Origin of the sequence: Arthrobacter sp. ISL-69 (assembly GCF_018613775.1) — a bacterium.
Lineage (GTDB): Bacteria > Actinomycetota > Actinomycetes > Actinomycetales > Micrococcaceae > Arthrobacter.
Map to the genome: position 1 here is coordinate 1 of NZ_JAGGPO010000040.1, position 25,427 is coordinate 25,427.

The 25,427-nt window shown below is 65.4% G+C and carries 25 protein-coding genes, 1 tRNA gene, 1 other RNA gene and 1 pseudogene; 18 read left to right on the forward strand and 10 right to left on the reverse strand.

What is annotated here, in order from left to right:
* Nucleotides 1-412 (reverse strand): annotated as a pseudogene (locus J7I79_RS21375) (pyruvate dehydrogenase (acetyl-transferring), homodimeric type); the annotation flags it as partial.
* 398 nt (nucleotides 413-810) lie between these two features.
* Here J7I79_RS21375 and J7I79_RS21380 point away from each other — a divergent pair.
* The 7 genes from J7I79_RS21380 (at nucleotide 811) to J7I79_RS21410 (ending at nucleotide 5,868) form a co-directional block, all read left to right on the forward strand.
* Entirely contained in the window at nucleotides 811-1,230 is a 420-nt protein-coding gene (locus tag J7I79_RS21380; RefSeq protein ID WP_214956791.1) for a DUF3052 domain-containing protein, read from the forward strand.
* Nucleotides 1,227-1,730: a peroxiredoxin gene (locus tag J7I79_RS21385; protein WP_214956793.1), complete on the forward strand. Its 504-nt coding sequence runs from the start codon at nucleotides 1,227-1,229 to the stop codon at nucleotides 1,728-1,730. Before J7I79_RS21380 ends, J7I79_RS21385 begins: the two co-directional genes overlap by 4 nt.
* Nucleotides 1,731-1,734: 4 nt before the next feature.
* Nucleotides 1,735-2,655 carry an NAD-dependent protein deacetylase gene (locus tag J7I79_RS21390; protein WP_214956795.1) on the forward strand — a complete coding sequence of 307 codons (921 nt, stop codon included), beginning with the start codon at nucleotides 1,735-1,737 and terminating at the stop codon, nucleotides 2,653-2,655.
* Nucleotides 2,656-2,767: 112 nt separating this feature from the next.
* Nucleotides 2,768-2,843: transfer RNA gene (locus tag J7I79_RS21395), tRNA-Val, on the forward strand.
* Nucleotides 2,844-2,946: 103 nt separating this feature from the next.
* Nucleotides 2,947-3,237: a hypothetical protein gene (locus tag J7I79_RS21400; protein WP_214956797.1), complete on the forward strand. Its 291-nt coding sequence runs from the start codon at nucleotides 2,947-2,949 to the stop codon at nucleotides 3,235-3,237.
* A gap of 302 nt (nucleotides 3,238-3,539) precedes the next feature.
* Nucleotides 3,540-4,340, forward strand: coding sequence for an IclR family transcriptional regulator (locus tag J7I79_RS21405; protein ID WP_104173168.1), 801 nt, complete (start codon nucleotides 3,540-3,542; stop codon nucleotides 4,338-4,340).
* A gap of 172 nt (nucleotides 4,341-4,512) precedes the next feature.
* Nucleotides 4,513-5,868 carry an MFS transporter gene (locus J7I79_RS21410; RefSeq protein ID WP_396020233.1) on the forward strand — a complete coding sequence of 452 codons (1,356 nt, stop codon included), beginning with the start codon at nucleotides 4,513-4,515 and terminating at the stop codon, nucleotides 5,866-5,868.
* Nucleotides 5,869-5,976: 108 nt separating this feature from the next.
* Here the strand turns inward: J7I79_RS21410 and J7I79_RS21415 are convergent, their stop codons facing one another.
* Nucleotides 5,977-7,389 (reverse strand): PLP-dependent aminotransferase family protein, encoded by a 1,413-nt coding sequence (locus tag J7I79_RS21415; RefSeq protein ID WP_214956801.1) that lies wholly within the window; start codon nucleotides 7,387-7,389, stop codon nucleotides 5,977-5,979.
* Here J7I79_RS21415 and J7I79_RS21420 point away from each other — a divergent pair.
* The gene (locus J7I79_RS21420) at nucleotides 7,388-8,365 is read left to right on the forward strand and encodes a DMT family transporter (protein ID WP_214956803.1); all 978 of its coding nucleotides are present in this window, start codon (nucleotides 7,388-7,390) and stop codon (nucleotides 8,363-8,365) included. The two genes, J7I79_RS21415 and J7I79_RS21420, sit on opposite strands and share 2 nt — an antisense overlap.
* 4 nt (nucleotides 8,366-8,369) lie before the next feature.
* Nucleotides 8,370-8,993 carry an FMN-binding negative transcriptional regulator gene (locus J7I79_RS21425; protein WP_214956805.1) on the forward strand — a complete coding sequence of 208 codons (624 nt, stop codon included), beginning with the start codon at nucleotides 8,370-8,372 and terminating at the stop codon, nucleotides 8,991-8,993.
* Nucleotides 8,994-9,091: 98 nt separating this feature from the next.
* Here the strand turns inward: J7I79_RS21425 and J7I79_RS21430 are convergent, their stop codons facing one another.
* On the reverse strand, nucleotides 9,092-10,156 hold the full coding sequence (locus tag J7I79_RS21430) for a D-2-hydroxyacid dehydrogenase (protein WP_214956807.1): 1,065 nt from the start codon (nucleotides 10,154-10,156) through the stop codon (nucleotides 9,092-9,094).
* A gap of 70 nt (nucleotides 10,157-10,226) precedes the next feature.
* On the opposite strand from J7I79_RS21430, the gene J7I79_RS21435 reads away from it, so the two are divergent.
* Genes J7I79_RS21435 through J7I79_RS21445 form a run of 3 tightly spaced genes read left to right on the forward strand, consistent with a single transcriptional unit; the run spans nucleotide 10,227 to nucleotide 13,025 of the window.
* Nucleotides 10,227-11,174 carry an NAD(P)-dependent oxidoreductase gene (locus J7I79_RS21435; protein WP_214956809.1) on the forward strand — a complete coding sequence of 316 codons (948 nt, stop codon included), beginning with the start codon at nucleotides 10,227-10,229 and terminating at the stop codon, nucleotides 11,172-11,174.
* 13 nt (nucleotides 11,175-11,187) lie between these two features.
* The gene (locus J7I79_RS21440; RefSeq protein WP_214956811.1) at nucleotides 11,188-11,958 is read left to right on the forward strand and encodes an SDR family oxidoreductase; all 771 of its coding nucleotides are present in this window, start codon (nucleotides 11,188-11,190) and stop codon (nucleotides 11,956-11,958) included.
* Complete coding sequence (locus J7I79_RS21445; protein WP_214956818.1) at nucleotides 11,958-13,025, forward strand: L-idonate 5-dehydrogenase; 1,068 nt, start codon at nucleotides 11,958-11,960, stop codon at nucleotides 13,023-13,025. Before J7I79_RS21440 ends, J7I79_RS21445 begins: the two co-directional genes overlap by 1 nt.
* Nucleotides 13,026-13,087: 62 nt before the next feature.
* On the opposite strand, the gene J7I79_RS21450 is transcribed toward J7I79_RS21445, so the two are convergent.
* Nucleotides 13,088-13,816: a FadR/GntR family transcriptional regulator gene (locus J7I79_RS21450; RefSeq protein ID WP_214956819.1), complete on the reverse strand. Its 729-nt coding sequence runs from the start codon at nucleotides 13,814-13,816 to the stop codon at nucleotides 13,088-13,090.
* A 262-nt stretch (nucleotides 13,817-14,078) separates the two neighbouring features.
* Between J7I79_RS21450 and gndA the strand changes: the two genes are divergently transcribed.
* Both gndA and J7I79_RS21460 read left to right on the forward strand, forming a co-directional pair.
* Nucleotides 14,079-15,515 (forward strand): NADP-dependent phosphogluconate dehydrogenase, encoded by a 1,437-nt coding sequence (gndA, locus tag J7I79_RS21455; protein WP_028268949.1) that lies wholly within the window; start codon nucleotides 14,079-14,081, stop codon nucleotides 15,513-15,515.
* 133 nt (nucleotides 15,516-15,648) lie between these two features.
* Entirely contained in the window at nucleotides 15,649-16,482 is an 834-nt protein-coding gene (locus J7I79_RS21460) for an oxidoreductase (RefSeq protein ID WP_214956821.1), read from the forward strand.
* 13 nt (nucleotides 16,483-16,495) lie between these two features.
* Here the strand turns inward: J7I79_RS21460 and epsC are convergent, their stop codons facing one another.
* The 3 genes from epsC to msrA form a co-directional block, all read right to left on the reverse strand.
* Entirely contained in the window at nucleotides 16,496-17,080 is a 585-nt protein-coding gene (epsC, locus tag J7I79_RS21465; protein ID WP_011692289.1) for a serine O-acetyltransferase EpsC, read from the reverse strand.
* Between the two features lie 41 nt (nucleotides 17,081-17,121).
* Nucleotides 17,122-18,057 (reverse strand): cysteine synthase A, encoded by a 936-nt coding sequence (cysK, locus tag J7I79_RS21470; RefSeq protein WP_104173157.1) that lies wholly within the window; start codon nucleotides 18,055-18,057, stop codon nucleotides 17,122-17,124.
* A 77-nt stretch (nucleotides 18,058-18,134) separates the two neighbouring features.
* A complete protein-coding gene (gene msrA, locus J7I79_RS21475) occupies nucleotides 18,135-18,659 on the reverse strand; it encodes a peptide-methionine (S)-S-oxide reductase MsrA (RefSeq protein ID WP_214956823.1) in 525 nt (174 codons plus the stop codon).
* A gap of 99 nt (nucleotides 18,660-18,758) precedes the next feature.
* Here msrA and J7I79_RS21480 point away from each other — a divergent pair, with 99 nt between their 5' ends.
* Complete coding sequence (locus J7I79_RS21480; RefSeq protein ID WP_214956834.1) at nucleotides 18,759-19,691, forward strand: Nif3-like dinuclear metal center hexameric protein; 933 nt, start codon at nucleotides 18,759-18,761, stop codon at nucleotides 19,689-19,691.
* 60 nt (nucleotides 19,692-19,751) lie between these two features.
* Nucleotides 19,752-20,489: a zinc ribbon domain-containing protein gene (locus J7I79_RS21485; RefSeq protein ID WP_214956836.1), complete on the forward strand. Its 738-nt coding sequence runs from the start codon at nucleotides 19,752-19,754 to the stop codon at nucleotides 20,487-20,489.
* Nucleotides 20,490-20,553: 64 nt separating this feature from the next.
* Here the strand turns inward: J7I79_RS21485 and J7I79_RS21490 are convergent, their stop codons facing one another.
* The 3 genes from J7I79_RS21490 to J7I79_RS21500 all read right to left on the reverse strand — a co-directional run bounded on the left by J7I79_RS21490 (nucleotide 20,554) and on the right by J7I79_RS21500 (nucleotide 23,077).
* Nucleotides 20,554-21,318, reverse strand: coding sequence for a YaaA family protein (locus tag J7I79_RS21490; RefSeq protein ID WP_214956838.1), 765 nt, complete (start codon nucleotides 21,316-21,318; stop codon nucleotides 20,554-20,556).
* Between the two features lie 63 nt (nucleotides 21,319-21,381).
* On the reverse strand, nucleotides 21,382-22,218 hold the full coding sequence (locus J7I79_RS21495; RefSeq protein WP_214956840.1) for an alpha/beta hydrolase family protein: 837 nt from the start codon (nucleotides 22,216-22,218) through the stop codon (nucleotides 21,382-21,384).
* Between the two features lie 43 nt (nucleotides 22,219-22,261).
* Nucleotides 22,262-23,077 carry a slipin family protein gene (locus J7I79_RS21500; protein WP_214956842.1) on the reverse strand — a complete coding sequence of 272 codons (816 nt, stop codon included), beginning with the start codon at nucleotides 23,075-23,077 and terminating at the stop codon, nucleotides 22,262-22,264.
* A gap of 119 nt (nucleotides 23,078-23,196) precedes the next feature.
* Between J7I79_RS21500 and rnpB the strand changes: the two genes are divergently transcribed.
* Both rnpB and J7I79_RS21510 read left to right on the forward strand, forming a co-directional pair.
* An RNA gene (rnpB, locus tag J7I79_RS21505) (RNase P RNA component class A) lies at nucleotides 23,197-23,588 on the forward strand.
* A gap of 282 nt (nucleotides 23,589-23,870) precedes the next feature.
* Nucleotides 23,871-25,352 (forward strand): glyceraldehyde-3-phosphate dehydrogenase, encoded by a 1,482-nt coding sequence (locus J7I79_RS21510; protein ID WP_214956843.1) that lies wholly within the window; start codon nucleotides 23,871-23,873, stop codon nucleotides 25,350-25,352.
* Nucleotides 25,353-25,427 lie beyond the last annotated feature (75 nt).

The window sequence follows — 25,427 nt, forward strand, 5'->3', positions numbered from 1 at the left end:
ACAGGGTCGCGGCCCCGGCGTAGGTGGAGATGTGCCCGCCCACGCCGATGTTCGGCCGCTGGGACCGGTGCACCATCACCGCGGCGTTCCAGCGCATGTACGCCCGGTACCGGCGCTCGTACTCCTCGTTCCCCGGGAACGGCGCTTCCTGGTCCGCGGGAATCGTGTTCACATAGTCCGTGGTGGTGACCATCGGGACCCCGACGCTCTGGGCGCCGGCACGCTGCAGGAGACTGCGCATGATGTACTGGGCACGCTCGGTGCCCTGTTCCCTGATCAGCGTATCCAGGGACTCAATCCATTCGGCGGTCTCTTCCGGATCACGATCAGGCAGCTGGTTAGTCAACCCGCTGAGGATATGGGAGGTATCTTCTCCTGCAGCCACGTCCAACCTCTCTTTGCGCGCATGCATCGGCGCCCTCAGGTCCGGCAGGGTAACTGCCTGGCGTGAACGCGACGTGTGCGACGTATCGGTTACAACAGCCCGGTCATGTGCGCCGGGCAGGGGGTCCTATCACTTCTATGACCGTATAAATCCAGGGCGATCGCCCCGCCGGCATAGTAGTCATCAGCCACTCTAGCTGTGCGAGCTATCCGATGCGTAGCCGCTGCCTGACGACCCCGTCGCATTTGACGTCATACTGGTTGTGTGACGGAAGGCCGCCTCGGCGGACGGACGTCAGCCCCCGGTGTGACGCAGAATAAGTGGGATCGCGGGGGCAACAGCTTGAAGAGCAGGCACAAAGGGTGTTGGCTTGTAGTAATGGAAATCACTAGATTTATGAAAATGACTAAGCATTGGAGGAACACGTGAGCGAGGCCGACGCCGCCACTTCGGTAAATGTGGCGGAAAAATTGGGTTTCAAAAACGGGGATCTGATTCAGGAGTTCGGTTACGACGACGACGTCGACTTCGACTTGCGTGACGATATTGAAGACCTCACGGGCTCGGAACTCCTTGATGAAGACGACCACGACGTAGTTGATGCCGTCATATTCTGGTGGCGCGACGGCGACGGGGACCTGGTGGACACGCTCATGGATTCACTGACCACCCTGAGTGAGAACGGTGTGGTCTGGGTACTGACGCCAAAGTCGGGGAGGCCTGGTTACGTGTCCCCCGCGGAGATCCAGGAAGCTGCGCCCACGGCGGGGCTCCACCTCACGACATCGCCAGGTGTATCCAAGGACTGGAGCGCCACGCGCCTGGTCACCAGGAAGAACAAGTGACCCCACCGCCGGTACAGACCGCCGCGGCGGTCGGCGTTCTTCCGGAAATCGGCAGCACAGCTCCTGACTTTGAACTTGTCAATCAGTACGGCGAGCCCGTCCGGCTATCGGAACTTCGGGGGCGCAACGTCGTCGTCGTTTTTTATCCGTTCGCCTTTTCCGGGATCTGTACCGGCGAGCTCTGTGAAATCCGCGACAATCTGTCGGTGTTTGCGGATGCTAACGCGACTGTCCTCGCCGTTTCCGTGGATAGCAAGTTCACGCTGCGTGCCTACGCAGAGAAGGAAGGCTATGGATTTGATCTGCTGGCCGACTTCTGGCCGCACGGCGGGGTTGCGTCGCTGTACGGCGTGTTCGATCCCGACAGCGGGATGGCGCAGCGGGGAACGTTCATCATCGATGCGGACGGCATCGTCCGCTACGTCGTGGTGAATCCGCGCGGCCAGGCCCGTGACCTGGCCGGATATCGTGCCGCCCTTGCGGAGCTCGGCGGGAGCTGACGGAATGAGGGAGCGGCGCCCCGGGCTTGGCATGACTGGGTTCGCCAGCCTGCCGCCGGTCAGCGCCGCCACCCCTGCACCCGGCGTCATCGGAGTCCTTCGGGGCATCCGGGACGCCTTGGCGGGAAGACGCTTCGCACTCCTCACCGGAGCCGGTCTCAGTACCGACTCGGGCATCCCGGACTACCGGGGACCCGGTGCCGCACCACGGGCACCCATGACCTATCAGGAGTTCATCGGCCACCCGGACAACCGCCAACGGTACTGGGCGCGCAATCACATCGGCTGGTCACACCTGCGCCGGGCCGATCCGAATGACGGCCATGTGGCAGCGGCCAGGCTCGAACAACGTGGCCTTCTGACCGGCCTCATCACCCAAAATGTGGACCGGCTCCACGAGGATGCCGGCAGCGTGAACGTGGTGGACCTCCATGGCCGTTTCGACCGCGTGGCCTGCCTTGCCTGCGCGCGGCGCTACAGCAGAACCTTGCTGGCCGGGGTACTGGAGGAACTGAACCCCGGATTCCTCGAACGGGCCCTGGAAGACGGCGTTGTGGAAATGGCGCCCGACGCCGACGCGACAGTGGAGGATTCGGCCCTCATTCGCAGTTTCGTCGTGGCACACTGCCCGGCATGCGGCGGCACCCTCAAGCCGGACTTTGTGTACTTTGGCGAGAATGTTCCCAGGGACCGGGTCGAACGCTCGTACGCCATGGTCGATGATGCCGGCGCCCTGGTTGTTGCCGGATCCTCACTGACGGTCATGAGCGGCCTCCGTTTCGTCCGGCATGCCGCCAAGCAGCAGAAGCCCGTGGTCATCATCAACAGGGGAGCCACCAGGGGCGATGACTTGGCCACGATCAAGCTGGAAGCCGGTGTCAGCGAATCGCTCACCTGGCTGGCCAGAGAACTGCCGGATGTGTGATGTAGGGCTCACTCCAGTGTGAAGGCGGATGCCGATTGGCGTTCTGCGGGATTTATCCGGTACAGTTGCTGTTCGTTGGTTGAAGCGCTGAGGCGCGGAAATCTCGGTTTTAGGGTCTTTAGCTCAGCTGGTAGAGCGCCACGTTTACACCGTGGATGTCATCGGTTCGATCCCGGTAGGACCCACCAACGGAACCCCGTCATTGCCGGCCGAAAGGTCAGCAATGACGGGGTTTTTTGTGTTTGCTGCCATGGACAAAAACTGTCGGACCCTGTCCATAGTGTTGCCGGCATGGAACACGTTTTGATGAGGATGGCAGCGGACGGCCGGCCGCTGTCCGTTGTTCGCGGCGGCCGGGAATGGACCATCGGCGCAGAACCGGTCCGCTGGTTTGAGCGCGTCAGCTGGTGGGAGGCCGAGCGGAGGATGCCGAAGGGCCTTGGCCGGGTGGACATTGAGGTCTGGCAGGTCCAGGCGCGGCTGGGCAGGAACGCCAACTCGGCCCTCACCACCATGGAACTGATCCGCGACGGACTCGGCGGGGGCTGGCGGCTGAGGGAGGCCGTGGCCGACGCTGCCTGATTCCCGGAACGGCGATTCTGCCGGGGAATTGGAAAAGCCTTCCACCGCGGCTATTGGGGGATGCCGCGGTGGAAGGCTTGAAATGAATATACAGTGAATTTTTCGAAATGTGAAACAAGGCGGGCGGGGGCGCGCCGGGTTTTCGGTGCCTGCGGTCCAGCCCGCGCCGGGCCCGAAGGCCGATGCCCGGTTCCTGGGAGCGGATCCCACCTCCACACATTATGATGGTTACTGTTCAGCTGAATGAACACACCTTTGATTTGAATGGCGCTGAATGGACGCGCTTTACCTGAAGGAGAATCATGGCCGATTCCCGAGCTCCCCGCACCTCCTCTGACGGACTGGGGAGTGCGTCCCCCGCGCCGGCCGTGACGCGTGCCGCCGCCGTGCTGGAGGCGCTTGCCGCCTCTTCGACGGGCAGGCTCACGCTGAGTGACCTTTCGAGGGAACTCGGCATCCCCAAGTCGTCAACCTCGAATCTCCTGCTGGCCCTCGAAGAGGCCCGCCTCATCAACCGCCAGGGGGCGGACTTCACGCTCGGGCGCAAACTCGTGGAACTTGGCGCCGCATACCTCAGCCGGCTGGATGAGGTCCAGGAGTTCTACCGCTTCTGCGAACAGGCCCCCACCCTGTCGGGTGAAACGGTCCGTATCGCCATGCTGGACGGAACCAATGTCATCTACCTGGCCCGTTACGAGGGCCACCCTGCGGTCCGGCTCACCTCGAATATCGGCGACAAAATGCCGGTGTCGCTGTGCGCTGTCGGCAAGGCGCTCATCGCGCGGCTGCACGACCACGACATCGAGGAGATGTTCCCTGACGACACGGAACTCCCGGTGCTCACGCCGAAATCCCTCCGGACCGGCGCCGACTTCAAGAAGCAACTGCCTGTCATCCGGGAACAGGGCTATGCCTTCGAGGACGAGGAGTCCACCACCGGAGTTGTTTGCCTCGCTGTCTCGGTCCCGACCAGGGGAGCCCACGGGCCAAGCCTGGGGCTGTCCGTCACTGCCCTGAAGGCCACCTATTCCGCGGAGCAGGGCGCCATGATGGTGAAAGAACTGAAGGAACTGGCCCGATCCCTGGGCAATCCCATGGGCTAGAACCGCCCCTGAAGCGGCGCAAAAGGCGGACACTGACTCAGGAAAAAATATAACGGATTTCATCATTGGCTATCCGTTCAGCTTGCTGTACTGTGTTCACTATAGTGATCGATGCCACCGGTGTCGTCACTATCCCACCAGACCAACGGGGGTCTGGAGTGTTCTTAAGGGAGTGCTAGTGACAACTCGTACTAATTCACCGCTTGCCGATGTGGACGACGCCGTCGTCGAACCGGAACAACTGCGGAGGGCAACTCTTGCCAGCTCCGTAGGCTCCGCTCTGGAGTACTACGATTTCTACATTTATGGCCTGGCTTCGGCCCTCATTTTCGGGCCGCTCTTCTTCAAGCCGCTCGGCGAAGACGGCGCCCTGATCGCATCATTCGCCACCTATGGCGTTGGGTTTGCGGCCCGCCCCTTCGGCGGAGTCATCTTCGGTTACATCGGCGACAGGTTCGGACGCAAAATGGTCCTGATCCTTACGATCGGCCTGATGGGCACGGCAAGCTTCGCAATCGGCCTGCTGCCGACGTTCGAGCAGGCGGGAATGCTGGGCGCGGTCCTCCTCGTCACGCTGCGAATCCTTCAGGGCCTCGGCGCCGGCGCTGAGCAGGCGGGCGCCACCACCTTGATTTCCGAAGTCGCGCCGCGCCGTCGTCGTGGATTCTTCGCTTCCCTGCCGTTTGTCGGCATCCAGCTGGGCACCCTGCTCGGTGCCGGCACGTTCGCCCTGATTGCCATGGCTGACAAGGCGGTCCTGGAAGGCTGGCTGTGGCGTGTGCCTTTCCTGGCCAGCATCCTCCTGATTGCCGTGGCGATCTTCATCCGGCTCCGGCTCAAGGAAACTCCGGTTTTCCAGGAGCTGGAAAAGCACAAGAACGTGGTCAAGAACCCCATCGGCCAGCTCTGGAAGCACTCGAAGAAGAACGTGCTGATCGGCATCGGCCTGCGCATGGGTGAGAACGGCAACTCGTCGATCTACTCGGCACTCCTCATCGCCTTCCTGGCAGCCAAGGACGGGGTTTTCCCGGGCGACAAGTTCATCGGACCCGTTGGCCTGCTCATTGCCGCCGGCTTCGCCGCCGTTATGGTGGTCACCTTTGGGGCCCTGTCCGACCGCTTTGGCCGTGTGCCGGTATACCGCTACGGAGCACTGTTCCAGGCCGTCATCGCGCTTCCGGCGTTCTACCTGGTGACGCTGGGCAACGTGACCCTGGTCTGGGTGGTCATGGTGGTGGGTATCGCCATCGGCGTCCAGTCCATGCTCGGTCCGCAGTGCCCGCTCCTGCCGGAGCTGTTCGGTTCCCAGTACCGTTTCACCGGTGTTGCCATGAGCCGCGAACTCTCCGCCGTTATGGCCGGTGGTCTTGTTCCCCTCGTTGGCGCGTCGCTGCTGGCGGCAACGAATCACTCCTGGCTGGTGCTTGCCATCTACTCGCTGGTACTCGCGCTCATCTCCTTCGTCACCACGTTCTTCACTCCGGAGACCGTGGCCCGTGACCTCGTCCTCACGGAGGACGCGAGCTAGCACTCCCGCAGCACCGGAACTGCACTCCAACACAACGGCTGTGGCCCCTTCCGCAAGGAGGGGGCCACAGCCTTCGCTGCGCCAATGCCCGTTCGTGCCTGCCGGCTGCTAGGAGTTGTTGCGTTCCAGTGCCTGGCCGATGATCCGGGCCCCTTCCGGGAAGGCTCCCGGGTTGGCCCCTGAGTAGTTGAGGCGGATGAAAGCGCCCGCGGGTTCGGCCGGGAACCACTCCCGCCCGGCGGCAATGATGACCCCGGCGCTTTCGCAGTCGCGGGTCAGCCGTTCAAGGTCTGTGCCGTCGGGAAGGCGCGCCCAGAGGTTCAGGCCTCCCTTGGGCACCTGCTCGATGTGCGCCTGCGGGGCGTACTCGCGCATGCTGGTGACCAGGAGGTCGCGGCGGGACTGGAGCTGGTGCCGGAGGCTGCGCAGGTGCGTCTGCCACCCGGGCTGGGTCACGACGTCGAGCGCCGCGGCCTGGAGCAGGCCGCTGACATACATCGACTCGGCTGCCCGGTCCGCGAGGATGCGCTCACGTGCCGGGCCGCGCGCGATCACGGCCGCAATGCGGATGGCCGGGGACACACTTTTGGTCAGGGAACGCAGGTACACCACATGGCCGGAGTCGTCGCGGGAGGCGACGGGCACAGGACTGGTGGTGATGCCGAAATCGTGGGCCCAGTCGTCCTCCACCAGGAACGCACCCTTCGCCCGCACCACGTCCAGGACCTCTTCACCCCGCCCTGCCGCCCACTGCGCACCGGTGGGGTTCGCGTAGTTCGGTTGGGCGTAGAACAGGCGCGCACCGGTTTCGTCAAAGGCCCGGGCCAGTTCCGCCGGGTCCGGACCGTCCGGTCCGCTGGGCACCGGGACAACGCGGACGCCTGCCTGTGCCGCCGCCAGGATGGCGCCCCAGTAGGTTGGTGACTCCATCAGCAGCGGCTGCCCGCGGCCCGCGAGCGCGCTGAAGATGGAGCTTAGCCCGCTCTGGCTTCCCGGGAGTACGACGACGTCGCTCGGGTTCGGCGGTGTGGTTCCGGCCGGCGTCGAGGCGCCGAGTTCATGCGCGAACCACGATTGCAGTTCCGGCAGGCCCGCTGCCGGCGGCCGGGACAACGCTGCGTCGCCCCGGGCTGCCCGTGTGAGTGCCGCCCGGACGAGGCGCTCGGGCAGGAGTTCCCGGTCCGGGTAGCCGGAGTGGAACGCGATGGCGTCGTTTGCCACGTCGCGCATGGTGGTGGAGGCTGACGGAAGCGGTGCCAGCGGCGACCGCAGTGCCGCCGTCTGCCAGCCATAGTCCGAGGGGCGGGCACTCCGGACGGCCCGCACGAATGTTCCGACGCCGGGCCGGCTCTCGATCAGGCCCTGCGCAGTAAGGGACTGCAGTGCCTTCTGCACGGTCACTGGACTTGCCTGGTACTCAGCCACCAGGGACCGTGTGGACGGCAGCCTTGATCCGGGGGCGGCTTTGGCGATCCATTCCCGTAGTCGCGTCGCAATCCGGGAACTGCTATCGTTGTTCATGAGAGATAATAGTAGCGCTACTAGGTTAATTCGACCAGTGGTACTCTCCCGTACCCCTTCCGGACTGTGGTGGGGTCTCCTCGGAGTAGCGGCGTTCTCGTTCACGGTTCCGTTCACCAAGATCGCCGTCGCGGGGCTCTCGCCGCTGTTCATCGGGTCCGGCCGAGCGGTGGTGGCCGGGGTCCTGGCCGCTTCCGCCCTTGCACTGGCGCGGCAGAAGCTTCCCCGCGGCGTGCAGTGGGCCAGGCTCGCGGTGGTGGCCGCCGGCATTGTGATTGGATTTCCCTTGCTTACGTCCTTCGCGCTCACCACCACGCCGGCCAGTCACGGCGCGGTGGTCATTGCCCTGCTCCCGGCTGCGACGGCGACGGCGGCTGTCCTGAGGGGGCGCGAGCGTCCACCCCTGGCGTTCTGGCTCATCACCGGTGTGGGCGCGCTGGCGGCCATCGCCTTCGCCTCCATGCAGTCCGGCGGATTCGGGCAGCTGCACTCGGCGGACCTGTTGCTCCTTGGCGCCGTGGTGGCAGCGGCGATCGGCTATGCGGAGGGTGGCCTGCTGGCCCGCGAGCTCGGTTCCTGGCAGACCGTGTCGTGGGCGTTGGTGCTGGCGTCGCCGCTCATGGTGTTCCTCATGATGCTCTCCCTGGCCCAGCAGCCGGCGTCAGCCACTCCGGTCCAGTGGGCGGCGTTCGCCTACCTCGGGGTGGTGAGTATGTTCCTGGGCTTCTTTGCCTGGTACCGGGGCCTGGCGGTCGGCCCCATGGCCCAGGTCAGCCAGGTCCAGCTCATCCAGCCAGTGCTGAGCATCTGCTGGGCCGGCCTCCTGCTGGGCGAGGCCCTGACCTGGACCACCATCATCGGCGGCGTCGCCGTCATCCTCTGCGCCGGCGCAGCCGTCCGGGCCCGACTCAGGCAGCCCCCCGCACAGCATGCCGTCCCGCACTCCACAAGATCCCTCCAGCCTGCAAAGGATTAGCACCATGTACACACCAGCCCACTTCGAAGCCGGATCCGACGCCCTCAGCGACCTCCTCACCCGGCCCGCCGCAGCCAATCTGGTCACGATGACACCGCAGGGCCTGCTCGCAACGCTGCTTCCGTTCGTCTACGACCCCTCGATCGGCGAACGCGGTGCCCTGCTCACCCACGTTGCCCGGAACAACGCGCAGTGGTCCGAGCCGGTGACCGGAGAAGCACTCGCCATCCTCCAGGGCGCGGACGCCTACATCTCGCCGTCCTGGTACGCCTCGAAGGCCGAGCACGGGCGTGTTGTCCCCACCTGGAACTACTCAACGGCGCATGTATACGGCAACCTGGTGGTCCACGACGATCCGGCCTGGCTCGCCGGCCAGGTCAGGCGGCTGACAGACGTCAACGAAGCAGGCTTCGACCACCCGTGGAGCGTCGATGATGCACCGGAGCGCTACATTTCCGGGCAGCTGCGCGCCATCGTGGGCCTGGAACTTGTTATTACCCGGATCGAGGCCAAGGCCAAGCTCAGCCAGAACCGGCCAGATGCCGACATTGGCGGTGTGGTGGCAGGTCTTGCCGCCCGGGGGCAGGCTAAGAGCGCGGCCGACGTCGAGCGGGCAAGGCGGCAATAGTCCCGGAACCCACAAAAGGGCGGCCCCTCCGTTGCCGGAGGGGCCGCCCTGGCCTGCGGGTGTGCCGCGCGGGCCGGTGGACCCTGCTGTAGTGCGGCTTAGTAGAAGTGCACGGTGTCCACGAGGTGGGGGAGTTCCCCGCCGTCGAGGAACGTGCGCAGGTTGCTGCTGAAGCGTTCTGCGATCAGCCGGTTCTCCGCCGCGCTCAGCGCCGAGGTGTGCGGGGACACCATGACCTTCGGGTGGTTCCAGAGCGGGCTGTCCTGCGGCAGGGGTTCGACGGCGAATACGTCGAGGCAGGCGAAGCCCACCTGGCCGTTGTTGAGCGCCTCCAGCAGGGCGTCTTCATCCACCACGGTGCCGCGGCCAACGTTGACGAACACCGTTCCCGGCTTCATGGCGGCGAACACCTCACGGTTGAACAGCTTCTCCGTGTACGGCGTGCCGGGCAGGGTGTTCACGACGGCGTCCGCCGAGGCGAGCAGCCCCGCCAGGCCGTCGTTGCCGGCCACCTTGTCGATGCCCTCGATCGGCTCAACGTTCCGCTTGGTGCCGCTGACCTTCATGCCGAGTGCCCGGGCGATGCGGGCTGTTTCCAGACCGATCTCGCCGAGGCCCGTCACGACGAGGGTGGAGCCGTTCACCAGGCGCGTCGGGGTGCGCAGTTCCGGCCAGACCTTGGCGGCCTGGTCCACGGCGAGCTCGGCGCTGCGCTTGAAACCGTTGAGGATACCCAGCGCGGCGAATTCCGCCAGCGGGAGGGCATGCACTCCGGCGGAGGTGGTGACCTTGAACTTCTGCAGGGTTTCCTGGTCCAGGCCGGATGCCTTGACCGCTCCGCCGGCACCTGCCGCCATTGCGTGGATCCACTGGAGCCGGGGGTTGCTTCCGGCAATGCGGGCAAGCCCGGCGGGATTCTCGTTGGGGAAGCCGTACAGGACGTCGGCCTTGTTCAGCATGTCCCAGTACCGCTCCTCCTGTTCCGGAGTGCGTTTAAAGTCCGGATCGCCGGAGTGGTCCGCGGGGAACCTCTCGGGCGGGAGGAGGTCGGGCTCATAGAGGACGGTCACGGCGGGATCTACGGCGCGGATGCGCTCAACCAGCTCAGCTTCGAGCGGGACGGCGATTGCGACGGTGGTTTGAGTCGTCATAGTGTTCATCATACTGAATGGAGGCTAGGATATTGAACAGACTCCCCTCCATTAACCACGATGAAGTGAGGTACCGCCGCCGATGGATGCGCAGACAGACCACGATTTGACTGAAAATTCGCGGGAAAAGAGGGCCGGTTTCGTCGGGCTGGGCCTGATGGGCGGCCACATGGCAGCCAACCTGCTGAAAGCAGGCTGGAACGTCACAGGCTGGAACAGGTCAGCGGCCGCCCTGGACGACTTTACGGCCCGCGGCGGCGCCCGCGCCGCCGACGTTGCCGCGCTGCGCGACGAACCGGTCATTGTTTTTATGCTCCCGGACCTGGGCTACATCGAGGAAGCGGCAGCCGGACTCCTTGCCGGCTGGTCCCAAAGCCCGCCCCGCCCCGGTACCGCCGTTGTGGTCATGAGCAGTGTCTCCCCGGCAGCCGTGCGGGACTTCGGGGCGCGGGTGTCCGCCGCGAGCCGCGGAAACGCCGTCGTCGTTGATGCACCGGTCAGCGGCGGCACCAAGGGTGCCCGGGACGGAACCCTGGCCATCATGGCGGGCGCGGAGGAAACGGACTTCCGGCGGCTCCTACCCCTCTTCAACGCCATGGGCGGCACAGTCCGCCGGCTGGGGCCCCTCGGCTCGGGCTCGCTGGCCAAGGCCTGCAACCAGCTGATCGTGGGAACCACGACGGCGGCGCTCGCAGAAGCCGCTGAGCTCGCCGAACGCTCCGGCATGGACGTCGGGGCACTGTATGAGGTGCTGTCCGGCGGGCTGGCCGGCAGCCGGGTCCTGGACATCGTCGGGCCCCGCCTTGCCGCCAAGGACTACGAACCCACCGGGCCGGCAAAATTCATGCACAAGGACCTGTCCTTCGTCCTGGAAAGCGCCGCAGCCTTGGAGGCCGCCGTGCCCATGGCGACGGCCGGCGTCGAACTTTACGCCGAACTGAAGCGCCAGGGGCTGGGGGACCTCGACCTCGCGGCCGTCCGGCAGACCATCTCGAATCTCAGCGACAACAATGCAGTCAAGACCAATTGAGGAACAGGAAACAATGAGTTCACTTTTTGACCTGACAGGCCGGACCGCGCTGGTCACGGGCTCCAGCCGGGGAATCGGCAATGCCCTGGCGCGCGCCCTGGCCGACGCCGGCGGCACCGTGGTGCTCAACGGCATCAACCCCGAGCGGCTCAAAGCCGCCGAGGCCGCCATGGCGGCCGACTACCCGCCGGGGCGCGTGCACAGCTGCGCCTTCGACGTCACCAAGGACACCGAGGCCGCCCGCGGCGTCGCCTGGGTGGAAGAAAACGTGGGGCCGCTCGAGATCCTCGTGAACAACGCCGGCATCCAGCACCGCGTCCCCATGCTGGACCTGGAAGTCAGCGACTGGGAACGCGTCATCTCCACGGACCTGACCAGCGCCTTCCTGGTGGGTCGGGAAGCGGCGCGGCACATGATCCCGCGCGGACACGGCAAGATCATCAACATCTGCTCGGTGCAGACCGACCTCGCGCGCCCCACCATCGCCCCCTATATCGCGGCCAAGGGCGGACTCCGCAACCTCACCAGGGCAATGACCGCGGAATGGGCGGCTTCGGGGCTGCAGATCAACGGCATCGCCCCGGGCTATATCCACACCGAAATGACGCAGAACCTCGTGGACGACGAGCAGTTCAACTCCTGGATACTGGGCCGCACGCCGGCCCACCGCTGGGGGACGGTCCAGGACCTGGCCGGCCCGGCGGTCTGGCTTGCCTCGGACGGCTCCAACTTCGTGAACGGACAGACCATCTTCATCGACGGCGGAATGACGGTGGTGGTCTGATGCCCGGCATCCACGAACTCCCTGCCACCACGGCCGCGGTGATGGCCCATGCAGCCGGCGACCTCCGGATCGAGGAGGTGCCTGTCGCCGTTCCCGGTCCCGATGAAGCGGTGGTGGAAATAGCCTATGGCGGCATCTGCGGCTCTGACCTCCACTACTGGCTGCACGGTGCCGCCGGTGAATCGATCCTCCGGGCCCCCCTGGTCCTGGGGCACGAAATTGTGGGCACCGTCCTGCAGGCGGCAGCAGACGGCACCGGACCTGCGGCGGGGACCGCCGTCGCCGTCCACCCGGCCACACCGGGCCCCGGTGCCGCACGGTACCCCGAAGACCGCCCCAACCTGTCGCCGGGCTGCACCTATCTGGGGAGCGCCGCCCGCTTCCCGCACACCGACGGCGCCTTCAGCCGGTATGCCACCCTGCCTGCCCGGATGCTCCGTCCGCTGCCGGAAGGCCTCAGCCTGCGGACAGCTGCCCTGGCCGAGCCGGCTGCTGTTGCCTGGCATGCTGTGGCCCGCGCCGGTGACGTCAAGGGGAAGACGGCCCTGGTGATCGGCAGCGGACCCATCGGCGCCCTGGCCGTGGCCGTCCTCAAACGCGCGGGTGCCCGGCGGATCGTCGCCGTGGACATGCACCCCAAGCCGCTGGAAATCGCCCGGGCCGTCGGCGCCGACGAGGTCCTGAAAGGCGATGAAGCCGAGGCCATCGCCGCGGTGGAGGCGGACGTGGTCATCGAGTCATCCGGCAGCCACCACGGACTCGCCTCAGCCATCAAGGGCGCCGTCCGCGGCGGCAAGGTGGTGATGGTGGGCCTGCTGCCTTCCGGGCCGCAGCCCGTGCTGATCTCCCTGGCCATCACGCGCGAGCTGGAGCTGATGGGTTCCTTCCGGTTCAACGCCGAAATCGACGAGGTCATTGCAGCGCTTGCGGACGGCACGCTGTTCGTGGACCCCGTGGTCACCCACGAATTCCCGCTGGCCCGCGGACTCGAGGCCTTTGAAGTGGCCAGGAACTCCGCTGAATCCGGGAAAGTGCTGCTGGACTTCAGCCTGGCGCCGGGGGAGTAGGGACGGGGCTACGCCTCGCCCGGCCGGCGCGGCTGGTCCGTCAGCAGGGCGGCAGGCCGCGGTCAGGCCTGCGGCAGGGGGACGAAGACCCTGGGCTGGTCCCGCCAGTCAGCCTCCATTTCGGTGATCGTCTCCCTCATGATCCGGCTGGAGGCCTCCCGGGCCCCGGCGGCGTCCCCTGCGGCAATGGCCTCCGCCACGTCCACATGCCACTGCAGGGCGGCCTCGCGGGGGTGGTCCGGCATGAGGCCGTGGATGGTCCGGCCGGTCAGGGTTTCCGCCACCTGGCCTACAAGGTTGGCGAACATTTCGTTACCGGAGCCGGTGAGGAGCAAGGAATGGAAGCGGATGTCCAGCTGCAGGAACTCCGCCACGTTGCCGGCCCGGCCGGCGTCGCGCATGGCCAGCGACACGTCCAGCAGTTCCTTCCGGAGGTCCTGCGGGGCGTTGGTGGCGGCCAGTTCGGCGGCGACGGGTTCGACGGCGGAGCGCAGCTCCGCAAGGGACCTGAGCTGGGCACCGCGGCCCTCGCCGGCCAGGCGCCAGCGGATGACCAGGGGATCGAACGGATTCCAGCGGCTGGCCGGAAGCACCCGGATCCCCACGCGCTTGATGGTTTCCACCAGGCCGAGGGACTGCAGGACCCGGACGGCTTCCCGCACCACGGAGCGGGAAACCTTCAGCTCATCCTCGAGTTGCTCAGCCAGCATCACATGCCCCGTGGGCAGCGCGCCGCTCACGATACGGGTTCCCAGGTGTTCGATGGCGCGATGATGGAGGCTGGTTGACATAGTGGTAAGCATAATCGTGCCGGCGCCGCCGTCCGGCGCGGGCCCAACCCATGACGGGGCCCGGGGCGGCCGCCGCCCGGGCCTCACGCTGGCGGCATCTTAGACTGTTTTATGACGCGCCGCCTTCCAAAACGTGGGCGCAACTTTCCCGTTGTCCGCGGAAATACATATGGTTTATTGACAGCCACTGGTTCTTAAAGCGTGTTCCGCAGGAAGTGCGGAACAGAATGCACACGTTGCACAGAAATGAATTGGAGTTTTGATGTCAGCACACATCGGTGTCACCGGCCTCGCGGTGATGGGGGCCAACCTCGCCCGCAACCTGGCCCGTAACGGCTTCACCGTGGCCCTGCACAACAGGTCTGTTGAGAAGACTGACGCGCTGCTGGAAAAGCACGGACACGACGGCGACTTCGTGCGTACCGAAACCCTCCAGGAGCTTGTGGATTCCCTGGAAAAGCCCCGCCGCGTGCTCATCATGGTCAAGGCCGGCAAGCCGGTCGACTCCGTGATCGAGCAGCTTGAGCCCCTGCTGGAGGCTGGGGACATCATCATCGACGCTGGCAACTCGCACTACGAGGACACCCGCCGCCGCGAAGCCGCCCTCGCCAAGAAGGACCTGCACTTCGTGGGCATCGGCGTGTCCGGCGGTGAGGAAGGCGCCCTGAACGGCCCGTCCATCATGCCTGGCGGATCCAAGGAGTCCTACGACGCCCTCGGGCCGCTGCTGGAAAAGATCGCCGCTAACGTCGACGGCCAGCCCTGCTGCGCCTGGATCGGCACCGACGGCGCCGGCCACTTCGTCAAGATGGTCCACAACGGCATCGAATACGCCGACATGCAGGTCATCGGCGAAGCCTTCGACCTGCTGCGCTCCGGTGCCGGCATCGAACCGGCAGAGCAGTCCAAGATCTTCGCCGAGTGGAACAAGGGCGAGCTCGCCTCCTTCCTGATCGAAATCTCCGCCGAGGTCCTCGGCCACGTCGACACCCGCACGGGCAAGCCGTTCGTCGACGTCGTTGTAGACGCAGCAGGCCAGAAGGGCACCGGACGCTGGACGGTCATCTCCGCACTCGAGCTGGGATCCCCGACGTCGGGCATCGCCGAATCCGTGTTCGCACGTGCACTTTCGTCGCAGGCCGAACAGCGCAAGCTGGCCCAGGAACTGCTCGCCGGCGAGGAAATCGCCGTCGAGGTCCCGGAGACGTTCGTCGAGGACGTCCGCCAGGCGCTGTACGCCTCCAAGCTGGTCTCCTACGCCCAGGGCCTGGACATGCTGACCTCGGCCGCCAAGGAATACGGCTGGGACCTGAAGCTGGATGAGATCGCCTCGCTGTGGCGCGGCGGCTGCATCATCCGTGCGGAACTGCTGAAGGAAATCACCAAGGCCTACGCCGCGGAGGAAAAGCCGGCGAACCTGCTGTTCGCTCCGGCGTTCACCAAAGCCATCGCCGAGGTCCTGCCGGCCTGGCGCCGCGTTGTTGCAACGGCTGTGCAGCTCGGTATCCCCGTCCCGGTCTTCTCCTCCTCGCTGGCCTACTACGACGGCCTGCGCCGCAAGCGCCTCCCGGCCGCCGTGATCCAGGGACAGCGCGACCTCTTCGGTGCGCACACCTACGGCCGTGTTGACGCCGAGGGCACGTTCCACACCCTCTGGGGCGAGGACAAGTCCGAAATCGAGGCAGTGGACACCCACTAGCCTCGACGCCACACCGGCACACACCACCGGTGACATTGAGCGCCGGCGCTTCCCGGATACTCTGGGAGGCGCCGGCCGTTGTCGTTAACAGGCCCGCGTTGCCAATGCCTGCCGATACCAAGGAGTGCAGCACATGTCCCAACCAGTCGCGCTTGTCACCGGTGCGTCCACCGGCATTGGGTTCGAGGCCGCCAAAAAGCTCAGCGAACACGGCTTCACGGTGTACGCGGGGGCGCGGCGGGTCGGGAAAATGGAACCGCTGAAAGCTTTCGGCGTGAAGGTGCTGGACCTGGATGTCACGGATGATGCATCGATGGCAGCAGCCGTGGGCACGATCCTCGAAGCGCACGGCAGGATCGATGTCCTCGTCAACAACGCCGGCTATGGGTCGTACGGATCCCTGGAAGAGGTGGAGCCGGCGGAAGGCCGGCGGCAGTTCGACGTCAACGTCTTCGGCCTGGCCCGCATGACCCAGCTGGTGCTGCCCGCCATGCGGGCCGCGGCGCAGGGGAGGATCATTAACGTGTCCTCCATCGGCGGCAAGATGTACGAGCCCCTGGGCGCCTGGTACCACGCCACGAAGTTCGCCGTCGAAGGGCTCAGCGACTCCCTGCGCCTGGAACTCAAGCCCCACGGCATCAAGGTGTCCATTATCGAACCGGCAGGCACCCAGACGGAATGGGGCGGCATCTCCGGCGAGAGCCTGCTGGCAACCTCCGGGCACGGTCCTTACGGGGACCAGGCAAAAATCGTCGCGGCCGCGTTGGCCTCCACCGCGGGCGCGGGCATGTCAACGCACCCGGAAGTCATCGCCGACGCAATCGCCCACGCCGCCACGGCCGCCCGGCCAAAGACACGTTATCCGGTAGGCAAAGGTGCCCGGGCCATCGTGACACTGCGTCGGCTCCTGCCGGACCGTGCGTTCGACGCGGTTTTCTGGGCCGTCTACCAGCGGGTCGGCCGCTAGATCCGGTACGCCGCTAGATCCGGTACTCGATGTAGTACTCGGCCGGGTCCACGGCAGGCTTGGTTTCGCGCTGGGCGTCACGGTGGCGCCACGTTGCCGGGACACCGGTGATGATGGACTCCGGCGGGGCGTCCTTGACCACCACAGCATTGGCCCCGACGGCACTGTCGCGCCCGATGGTGATGGGGCCCAGGATCTTGGCGCCGGCACCGATGGTCACCCGGTCCCCGATGGTGGGGTGCCGCTTGACCTTGGCAAGGGACCGTCCACCGAGCGTGACGCCGTGGTAGATCATGACGTCCTCGCCGATTTCCGCCGTCTCACCGATAACCACACCCATGCCGTGATCGATGAAGAACCGCTTGCCGATGGTGGCGCCCGGATGGATCTCGATCCCGGTCAGGAACCGAGCCAACTGCGAAATCAGGCGCGCCGGAAAGCGTAGCGAGGGATTCTGCCAGAGCTTATGCGTCAGGCGGTGCGCCCAGATGGCATGCAGGCCGGAGTAGGCAAAAAAGTTCTCAAAAGAACCTCGAGCCGCCGGGTCATGCGACCGGGCGGCGTCGAGGTCTTCCTTAAGTCTTGCGAAAAAGCTCACAAAGACCTTTCTACAGGAAACAGGGAATGGCGGGCTAAGACTTAGCCTCGGATGTCGTCATAGAGCACGGTGGAGATGTAACGCTCGCCGAAGTCGCAGACAACCGCGACGATGAGCTTGCCGGCGTTCTCCGGGCGCTTGGCGAGTTCGAGGGCACCCCAGACGATTGCGCCGGAGGAAATGCCGCCCAGGATGCCTTCCTTGACCCCGAGGTCGCGGGCCACGCGGACTGAATCCTCCAGGGTGGCGTCCAGGACTTCGTCGTAGACGTTCGTGTCCAGGATTTCAGGGATGAAGTTGGCGCCGATGCCCTGGATCTTGTGCGGGCCGGGAGCGCCGCCGTTCAGGATTGCGGAATCCTTCGGTTCGATCGCGACAATCTGGACATCCGGCTTGCGTTCCTTCAGGACCTGGCCGACGCCGGTGATGGTTCCGCCGGTACCGATGCCGGAGACAAAGATGTCCACCTTGCCGTCGGTGTCGGTCCAGATCTCCTCGGCCGTGGTGGTGCGGTGGATCTCGGGGTTGGCTTCGTTGGCGAACTGCTGGGCCCAGATGGAGTTCTCCGTGTTGGCCACGATCTCCTGCGCCTTCTCCACGGCGCCGCGCATGCCTTCGGAGCCCGGGGTCAGCACGATCTCCGCGCCGAACGCACGGAGCATGACACGGCGTTCCGTGGACATGGTCTCGGGCATGGTCAGGATGACCTTGTAGCCGCGGGCGGCACCTACCATGGCCAGTGCGATGCCGGTGTTGCCGGACGTTCCTTCGACGATGGTTCCGCCGGGCTTGAGCGCGCCGGACTTCTCCGCGGCGTCAACAATGGCAACGCCGATACGGTCCTTGACGCTGTTGGCCGGGTTGTAGAACTCGAGCTTGACGGCCACCTGGGCGTCCAGGCCCTCGGTCAGGCGGTTGAGCCTGACCAGCGGAGTGCCGCCGACAAGCTGGGTGACGTCGTCGTAGATCCGTGCCATGTATTTGTGCCTATCTCTGAAGAGTTCTCTGAACAGCGAATACTGAGGTCAGCCTAACGAGGGCAGCCGGAACGCTGCTAAGCATTAAGCCATGCAGAGTAATATTTCCGAGCCTTGGCCAGCTTTGGGTTGATGATCACCTGGCAATAGCCCTGTTCCGGATGCTTGGCGTAGTAGTCCTGGTGGATATCCTCGGCCACGTGGAACGCGGGCAGCCTGCTGACCTCGGTGACGATTGGATGTGCCCACAATTCCTGGTTCCGTTCGATCGCCTCTTCGAAGAGGATCTTTTCCTCGGTGGTCTCGTAGAACATGGACGAGCGGTACTGGGTGCCGACGTCGTACCCCTGGCGGTTGAGCGTCGTGGGGTCGTGGAGGGCGAAGAACATGTCCAGGATGACCTCGGCGGGGATCACGTCCTCATCGAAATTCACCGCAACCACTTCGGCATGGCCCGTGGTGCCCGAGCAGACGGAGTAATAGTCCGGATGGCGGTCATGGCCGCCGGTGTACCCCGAAATGACCGACGTGACGCCTTTGGTTTTTTGGTAGACGGCGTCGAGGCACCAGAAACAGCCTCCGCCAAGCACAAAAGTTTTCATGTCCTCTTCAATGGTTGAAGCGCGCTGATGATTCCCCCACCACCTTACGAGACTGTTACACGTGCGGACGAAGCCGGCGGATAGGGTAAAAATGAGGGTATGGAACCTGTGAACACCGACGTTGCAGACGACGCCCCTACCACTGCCGATCACGCCGGTGCGGAGTCCACTGAAGCAGCCGAGTCCTCCGATGCGCCCACGCTCGGCCAGATCCTGTTGGCGGTTGAAGAGCTCTGGCCGGAGTCCCTCGCCGAGGAATGGGACGAAGTGGGCCTGGTGGCCGGCCATCCGTCAGCAGAGGTCAGCAGGATCATGTTCGCTGTCGATCCCACCCTCGACGTCATCGAGGAAGCCATCGAATGGGGAGCTGAGTTGCTGATCACGCACCACCCCCTGCTGCTTAAGGGAGTCACATCGGTGGCGGCGACAACGGCAAAAGGCAAAGCGGTCCACCGCCTCATCGAATCCGGAACCGGGCTGCTGACCGTTCACACCAACGGTGACTCCGCCGTCGGGGGCGTCTCGGATGTCCTGGCAGACGCCCTTGGCCTCAACGACGTGGTTCCCCTTACCCCCTCCCCGAACGGCCTGCCCGAAGAAGGCATCGGCCGGGTGGGTGACCTTGAGGACGTCATGACGCTGGGGGACTTCGCCGCCCGCGTCTTCGGCATCCTTCCATCCGTGGCCGGTGGCGTCCGTGTGTCCGGGGACAAGGACGGGCTGGTCCGGCGCGTGGCCGTCTGCGGCGGCGCGGGCGACTCCCTGTTTAACGAGGTCCGGGCAAGCAACGCCGATATCTTCGTGACGGCGGACCTTCGCCACCACCCGGCGTCCGAGGCCCGGGAGAACGCCGTGAACGACCGGCCCTACCTCATCGATGTCTCGCACTTCGCCAGCGAATGGCTGTGGCTGCCCGCTGCGGCCGACGCGCTGGGAAATGTCCTCAGCGACCAGGGCCACGACGTGGACATCCGCGTCAGCACCACCAACAGCGATCCCTGGGACTTCATTCTGACTCCGGGCGGGGACTAGAGTCTAAACTGCGCCGGTCCGGTGCCCGGCTGCGGCCGGTAGGAACAAGCGGAGGTAATAGTGGCCAAGGCAGCACCGGCGGAACAGTTGAAATTGCTCGAACTGCAGGGACTCGACGCCAGGCTCAAATCGCTGTCCAACCGCCGCCGGACCATCGAAAGCGATCCCCGGATCAGCGACCTTGAAGCTGCGCTGTCCGTGGCCAACGGCGAGCTCGGAGCCGCAAAAATGGCGGTCCACGACGCCGAAGCTGAGCTCAAGCGCTCGGAAGCGGACGTTGAGCAGGTGGCCTCCCGGATCGAACGGGACGAAGCGCGGCTGAACAGCGGCACCGGCCTGTCGAAGGACCTCGTCGCCCTGCAAAGCGACATTGCCTCGCTGAACAAGCGGCGTGCGGCCCTTGAAGACGTTGAACTCGAAGTCATGGAGCGCCTCGAGGGACTCCGCGAACGCCAGGCAGCCCAGCAGCAGATCGTGGACGATGTCCAGGGCTCCTTTGGTGTGATCCGCGCCGAGCTGGACGCGGCCCTGGCCGAGATTGCCGCCGAGGCGGGAGAGGTCGGCGGCAAGCGCTCGGAGTTCGCGGCGGGCCTCGACGCGGGCCTGCTGGCTGTCTACGAAAAGACCCTTGCCAAGCGCGGAGTCGGGGCGGCCAGGCTGTTCCACGGCAAGTCCGAAGGCTCGGGAATGCAGCTCAGCCCGGGTGACCTTGCCGAGATCAAGGCAGCAGCCGAGGACGATGTTGTCTTTTGCCCGGATTCCGGCTGCATCCTGGTCCGCTCGGGAGAGTGGGTCTAAGCACTTCCCCAACTGGGTAGCAGCAGGTGTCGTTTTGAGCGCTCAGAACGACATCAAGTGCTACCTAGTTGGGCAGGATGATGTTGAGGGCGTGCGCCTTGCGCGCGGTGCCTTCGACCAGCTCGGCATCCCACTTCTCCCGGGCCGCCTTGAGCAGCTGAGCTGGCGTGCGGGGAACTGCACCCCGACGCGTCAGCAGGTGGCGTGCCAGCTCGCCGCGGGTGTGCTTGGCGAAGTGGCTGACCACCTTGCGGACGCCGTTCACCTCCGTGAAGACGTTGACGGCAACGGTCTGCGCCGGCGGGGGAGCCCAGGCGGCCGCATAGGTGCTGGAGCGGCAGTCCACTAACAGTGACCCTTCCGCTTCGGCCGCCAGTGCCTCCGAAATCTGCGGCTTCCAGAACGAGGCAAGGCGGCCGACGTCGGGCAGTGACGTCCCCATTGACAGCCGGTAGGCGGGCACCCGGTCGGCAAAGCGGATGGCGCCCCAGAGGGCGGAAATGACCAGTACCGATTCATCGGCCTTCCGGCGCTGCGCCGCCGTCAGCGACTGGTAGCCCAGCGCGTCGTACAGGACCCCGGAATAGACCTGGTGCGCCGGAGCCGCCGGTTCCGTCTGCAGCCGGGTATTGCGTTCGACGTCGGCACTCAGCGAGGCGCCGACGCCCAGCAGCGCGAGGGCGTCACGGTGGGCGCTGACGTTTCCCAGCGCTTCGAGCACCTTCGCGCGGTACGTGTTCAAAGCGGGAAAGCTCAGGGCGGTCCAGTCGACGGCGTCACCGTTGGGAGCGGGGGTCTTGCCTTCGGACGGCGGCAGCAGAATCAGCACCGTACGATCTTACCGGCGCGCGCAACGCGGACGCTCAGCCGGCGGCACGCTGCGCAGCAGGCCTCAGGCCAGGTTACGGCCAAGGAACGAGAACACGTCAGGGAGGATGGAGCGCCAGTAGCCGCCGTCATGGCCGCCGTCCTGGAATCCGCCCTCATGTTCACCGGGCAGGCCGCTCACGTAGTCCTTCACGCTGTAGTGCAGGTTGTCCGACGTGCCGCAGTCGATTCTCTTCGGCAGCGCCCCAAGCTCGGGCCGGAGGGCAAAGATGTCGTTGGCCGCGAAATCCTCGGCGCTGTCAAAGTTGTCCGTCCGTGCGGCGTCGTGCAGGCTCCAGACTGCCGGGCTCATCGCTGCGACGGCGCGGAGTCCGGGAATCCGGTGCTGCGAGGCGAGGAGCAGGGCGCCAAATCCGCCCATCGACAGGCCGAAAACGGCGAGCCTGCCGGTGTCCAGGCCCTGGCCGGCCAGGAGCGGGATGAATTCCTCGACGACCATGGCCTGTGTGTCCGTGCCCGTTGCGCGGCGGTGCCACCAGCTTTCGCCGCCATCCACGGCAGCGAGTGCGAACGGCGTCCCGCCGCGGGCGGCGTGTTGTGACAGGACGTCGCCCGCACGGAGTTCGTCGAAGATCATGCGGTGGTCCGCTCCTGTCCCGTGCAGGAAGACTGCCACGGGGAGGGGCGGCTGATCGCTGTTGGCGCCGCGGGCCGGGATCGCCAAGGACCAGTTCGTGCCCGTGTCCGCGCGGAACCGCGACGTGAAGGATCCGCTGCGCACTTCCCCGGTCGAAGGCTCGGGACCGTCGGTGGCCGGCGCACATGCGGCCAGCACCGCGACAGTCACGCCGCCGGCACCGAGTTCCAGTAACCGCCGGCGTCCGAGCGTTGGGAATTCCATACGCCGATCATAGACGTGGAGGCTCCTTGTACCGACCCGCAGCTCAGGCCGCCTTGACCGGAGATTTTCCCGTGGAAGCCGAGGCCGCCTGGTTCTCGCGGGCCAGGAAGGCGGAAAGCTCGCCGATGGTGCTCATCAGCGGCGCCGGGAACACGACCGTTGTGTTCCTGTCCACGCCGATTTCGACGAGGGACTGGAGGTTCCTCAGCTGCAGCGCCAACGGGTGCGCCATCATGGTGTCTGACGCGTCGCCAAGAGCCGCCGCCGAGATGGCCTCGCCTTCAGCGGCGATGATCTTGGCGCGCTTCTCCCGTTCCGCCTCCGCCTGGCGGGCCATGGCCCGTTTCATGCTGTCCGGAAGCTGGATGTCCTTCAGCTCCACCAACGTCACCTCCACACCCCACTCCAGTGTCAGTGCATCCAGGATTTCCCGGATGTCGGTATTGATGCGCTCGGTTTCAGACAGCGTCTGGTCCAGGCTGTGCCGGCCGACGACCTTCCGCAGCGTGGTCTGGGCGATCTGGTCGATGGCTGCCGCCACGTTCTCTATTGCCACGACGGATTTCACGGCATCGACCACGCGGTAGTAGGCCACCGCGGAAATATCGACGCTCACATTGTCTTGGGTAATGATGCCCTGCGACTGGATGGGCATGGTCACGATCCGAAGGCTGACCAACGGAAGGTGGTCGACGAACGGGATGATGAACCGCAGCCCGGGCATCCGGACTCCGATGACCCTGCCAAGCCGGAACAGCACGCCCTGCTCGTACTGACGCACAATCCGGACTGACATCTTCGCGGCAATGAACATCAGCACAGCGAGGATTATCACGATGGTTAGGCTAGTGGGGTCCATCTGGATCCCCTCCTTCGCTCCGGAGATGACCTTGATTAATTCTCCCACCGCTCCCTGATCCGGCGCCCTACCCGTTGCGAAACCGGCAGCCCGGTGCAGCACGTAGAATGAAACGCGGATGGGTTGACCAGGCGGCCGCGCGTCACGCAAGTGGCTCGAGGAACGTCCGGGCTCCGCAGAGCAGGGTGGTGGGTAACGCCCACTCGGGGTAACCCGCAGGCCAGTGCCACAGAGAACAGACCGCCTGCCGCGGTCCGTGTCCGCACGGGCCGTGAACAGGTAAGGGTGAAACGGTGGTGTAAGAGACCACCAGCTTCCCGGGTGACCGGGAAGGCTAGGTAAACCCCACCCGGAGCAAGGCCAGACAGGGCACGTTCGAGGGCTGCTCGCCCGAGTGTCCGGGTAGGCCGCTGGAGGGCGTCGGCAACGGCGTCCGTAGATGGATGGCCGCTATTCCCGCTCCGGCAACGGTACGGGAACACAGAACCCGGCGTATCGGTCAACCCATCCACCACAAGCCCTCAGCGGGCCGGGCGGCCAACCCGCCAGCCGGGCCGTGTGAGTGACTTCACGCTTTTCGGGGCGGTGCAGGGGGCTTTGCCGCCCTAGAATGGATAGCGAACGTAGAAGTTCTGCCGCCGGGTCTGCGTTCGCAGCCGGCGGTTTTTCTTTGCGCTTCTCGAAGGTGTCCGGGGTGGACCGAATCCCCGCTGATGCCTGTGCCCCGGAATACCTCCGGTGGCCGCCATCTGCATACGAAGACGTATGTGGTTGACCCAAGGAAGGTAGTTCTGTGAGCCAGACGTCAGATTCTTGTCTTGATACGTGGATGGGCCGTGAGGCACTTGCCGAGGCCATGATCCCAGTGATCGGCCGGCTGTACCGCGAGAACAACGTGGTGACCTCCATCCACGGCCGCAGCCTGATCAACAAGTCCACCATGAACATCCTGAAGGCGCACCGTTTCGCGCGTCGGATGAGCAAGGACGAGCTGCTCTTGGAAGAGACGGCACCGCTGCTGGATGCCCTCGCCGGGCTGGAACTTGGCGCTGCGGCAATCGACATTGCCCGCCTGAACCAGAAGTACAAGACCGAGGCCAACGGTGCGAGCCTGGATGAATTCCTGCGCGCCGAACTTGCCGACATCGTCGGGAAGCGGGGCGGCGATGACCGCACCAGCACCGACGTCGTGCTCTACGGCTTCGGCCGCATCGGACGCCTGCTGGCGCGCCTCCTGATCGAAAAGGCCGGCGGAGGTCACGGCCTCCGGCTCCGCGCCATAGTGGTGCGCCGCGGCTCGGACAACGACCTTGCCAAGCGGGCCAGCCTGCTTCGCCGCGACTCCGTTCACGGTTCGTTCGAGGGCACCATCAAACTCGACACCGAGAACAACACCATCACGGCCAACGGCGTGCAGGTCCAGGTCATCTACTCGGACAACCCCTCCACGGTGGATTACACGGCCTACGGCATCAAGGATGCGCTCGTGGTGGACAACACGGGACGCTGGCGCGACGCCGAAGGCTTGTCCCAGCACCTCCTGAGCAAGGGCGTTTCGCGTGTCCTGCTCACGGCACCGGGCAAGGGCGATCTCAAGAACATCGTCCACGGCATCAACCACGGCACCATCCTGGATTCGGACAAGATCGTCACGGCCGCGTCCTGCACCACCAACGCCATCACTCCGGTCCTGAAGGCCATCAACGACAAGTTCGGCGTGGTCCACGGCCACGTCGAGACGGTCCACTCCTTCACCAACGACCAGAACCTGATCGACAACTTCCACAAGGGTGACCGCCGCGGGCGCTCTGCCGCGCTGAACATGGTGATCACCGAAACGGGTGCCGCCAAGGCCGTGGCCAAGGCGCTGCCCGAACTCCTGGGCAAGCTCACCGGCAGCTCCATCCGCGTTCCCACCCCGGACGTGTCCCTGGCCATCCTGAACCTGAGCCTGGAACACGGCACCACCAAGGACGAGGTCAACGACTACCTGCGGCAGATGTCCCTGCACTCGGACCTGCGCAAGCAGATCGATTACATTGATTCGCCCGAGGTGGTTTCCACAGACTTCGTCGGCTCACGCCGCGCCGGAATTGTTGATGGCCTGGCCACCATCTCCAATGACAAGAACCTGGTCCTCTACGTCTGGTACGACAACGAGTTCGGCTACAGCTGCCAGGTAGTGCGCGTGATGGAGGAAATGGCAGGCGTCAACCCGCCGTCATTCCCCGTCAAGGAGCCGGCTGCCGCGCTGGCAGCGATCGCGGCCGTCTAGCGCGCCCGAAGTTTCAGGTCTGCGGTTTCCCGGCGGGTGCTCTGGCATCAGCCGGGAAACCGACACAGAATGGTG

Coding starts and splice junctions, on each gene's coding strand:
- J7I79_RS21390 (WP_214956795.1), top strand. CDS start 1,735: ATGAGGGAGCGGCGCCCCGGGCTTGGCATGACTGGGTTCGCCAGCCTG.
- J7I79_RS21400 (WP_214956797.1), top strand. CDS start 2,947: ATGGAACACGTTTTGATGAGGATGGCAGCGGACGGCCGGCCGCTGTCC.
- J7I79_RS21405 (WP_104173168.1), top strand. CDS start 3,540: ATGGCCGATTCCCGAGCTCCCCGCACCTCCTCTGACGGACTGGGGAGT.
- J7I79_RS21420 (WP_214956803.1), top strand. CDS start 7,388: ATGAGAGATAATAGTAGCGCTACTAGGTTAATTCGACCAGTGGTACTC.
- J7I79_RS21415 (WP_214956801.1), bottom strand. CDS start 7,389: ATGAACAACGATAGCAGTTCCCGGATTGCGACGCGACTACGGGAATGG.
- J7I79_RS21425 (WP_214956805.1), top strand. CDS start 8,370: ATGTACACACCAGCCCACTTCGAAGCCGGATCCGACGCCCTCAGCGAC.
- J7I79_RS21430 (WP_214956807.1), bottom strand. CDS start 10,156: ATGATGAACACTATGACGACTCAAACCACCGTCGCAATCGCCGTCCCG.
- J7I79_RS21435 (WP_214956809.1), top strand. CDS start 10,227: ATGGATGCGCAGACAGACCACGATTTGACTGAAAATTCGCGGGAAAAG.
- J7I79_RS21440 (WP_214956811.1), top strand. CDS start 11,188: ATGAGTTCACTTTTTGACCTGACAGGCCGGACCGCGCTGGTCACGGGC.
- J7I79_RS21445 (WP_214956818.1), top strand. CDS start 11,958: ATGCCCGGCATCCACGAACTCCCTGCCACCACGGCCGCGGTGATGGCC.
- J7I79_RS21450 (WP_214956819.1), bottom strand. CDS start 13,816: ATGTCAACCAGCCTCCATCATCGCGCCATCGAACACCTGGGAACCCGT.
- gndA (WP_028268949.1), top strand. CDS start 14,079: ATGTCAGCACACATCGGTGTCACCGGCCTCGCGGTGATGGGGGCCAAC.
- J7I79_RS21460 (WP_214956821.1), top strand. CDS start 15,649: ATGTCCCAACCAGTCGCGCTTGTCACCGGTGCGTCCACCGGCATTGGG.
- cysK (WP_104173157.1), bottom strand. CDS start 18,057: ATGGCACGGATCTACGACGACGTCACCCAGCTTGTCGGCGGCACTCCG.
- msrA (WP_214956823.1), bottom strand. CDS start 18,659: ATGAAAACTTTTGTGCTTGGCGGAGGCTGTTTCTGGTGCCTCGACGCC.
- J7I79_RS21480 (WP_214956834.1), top strand. CDS start 18,759: ATGGAACCTGTGAACACCGACGTTGCAGACGACGCCCCTACCACTGCC.
- J7I79_RS21495 (WP_214956840.1), bottom strand. CDS start 22,218: ATGGAATTCCCAACGCTCGGACGCCGGCGGTTACTGGAACTCGGTGCC.
- J7I79_RS21500 (WP_214956842.1), bottom strand. CDS start 23,077: ATGGACCCCACTAGCCTAACCATCGTGATAATCCTCGCTGTGCTGATG.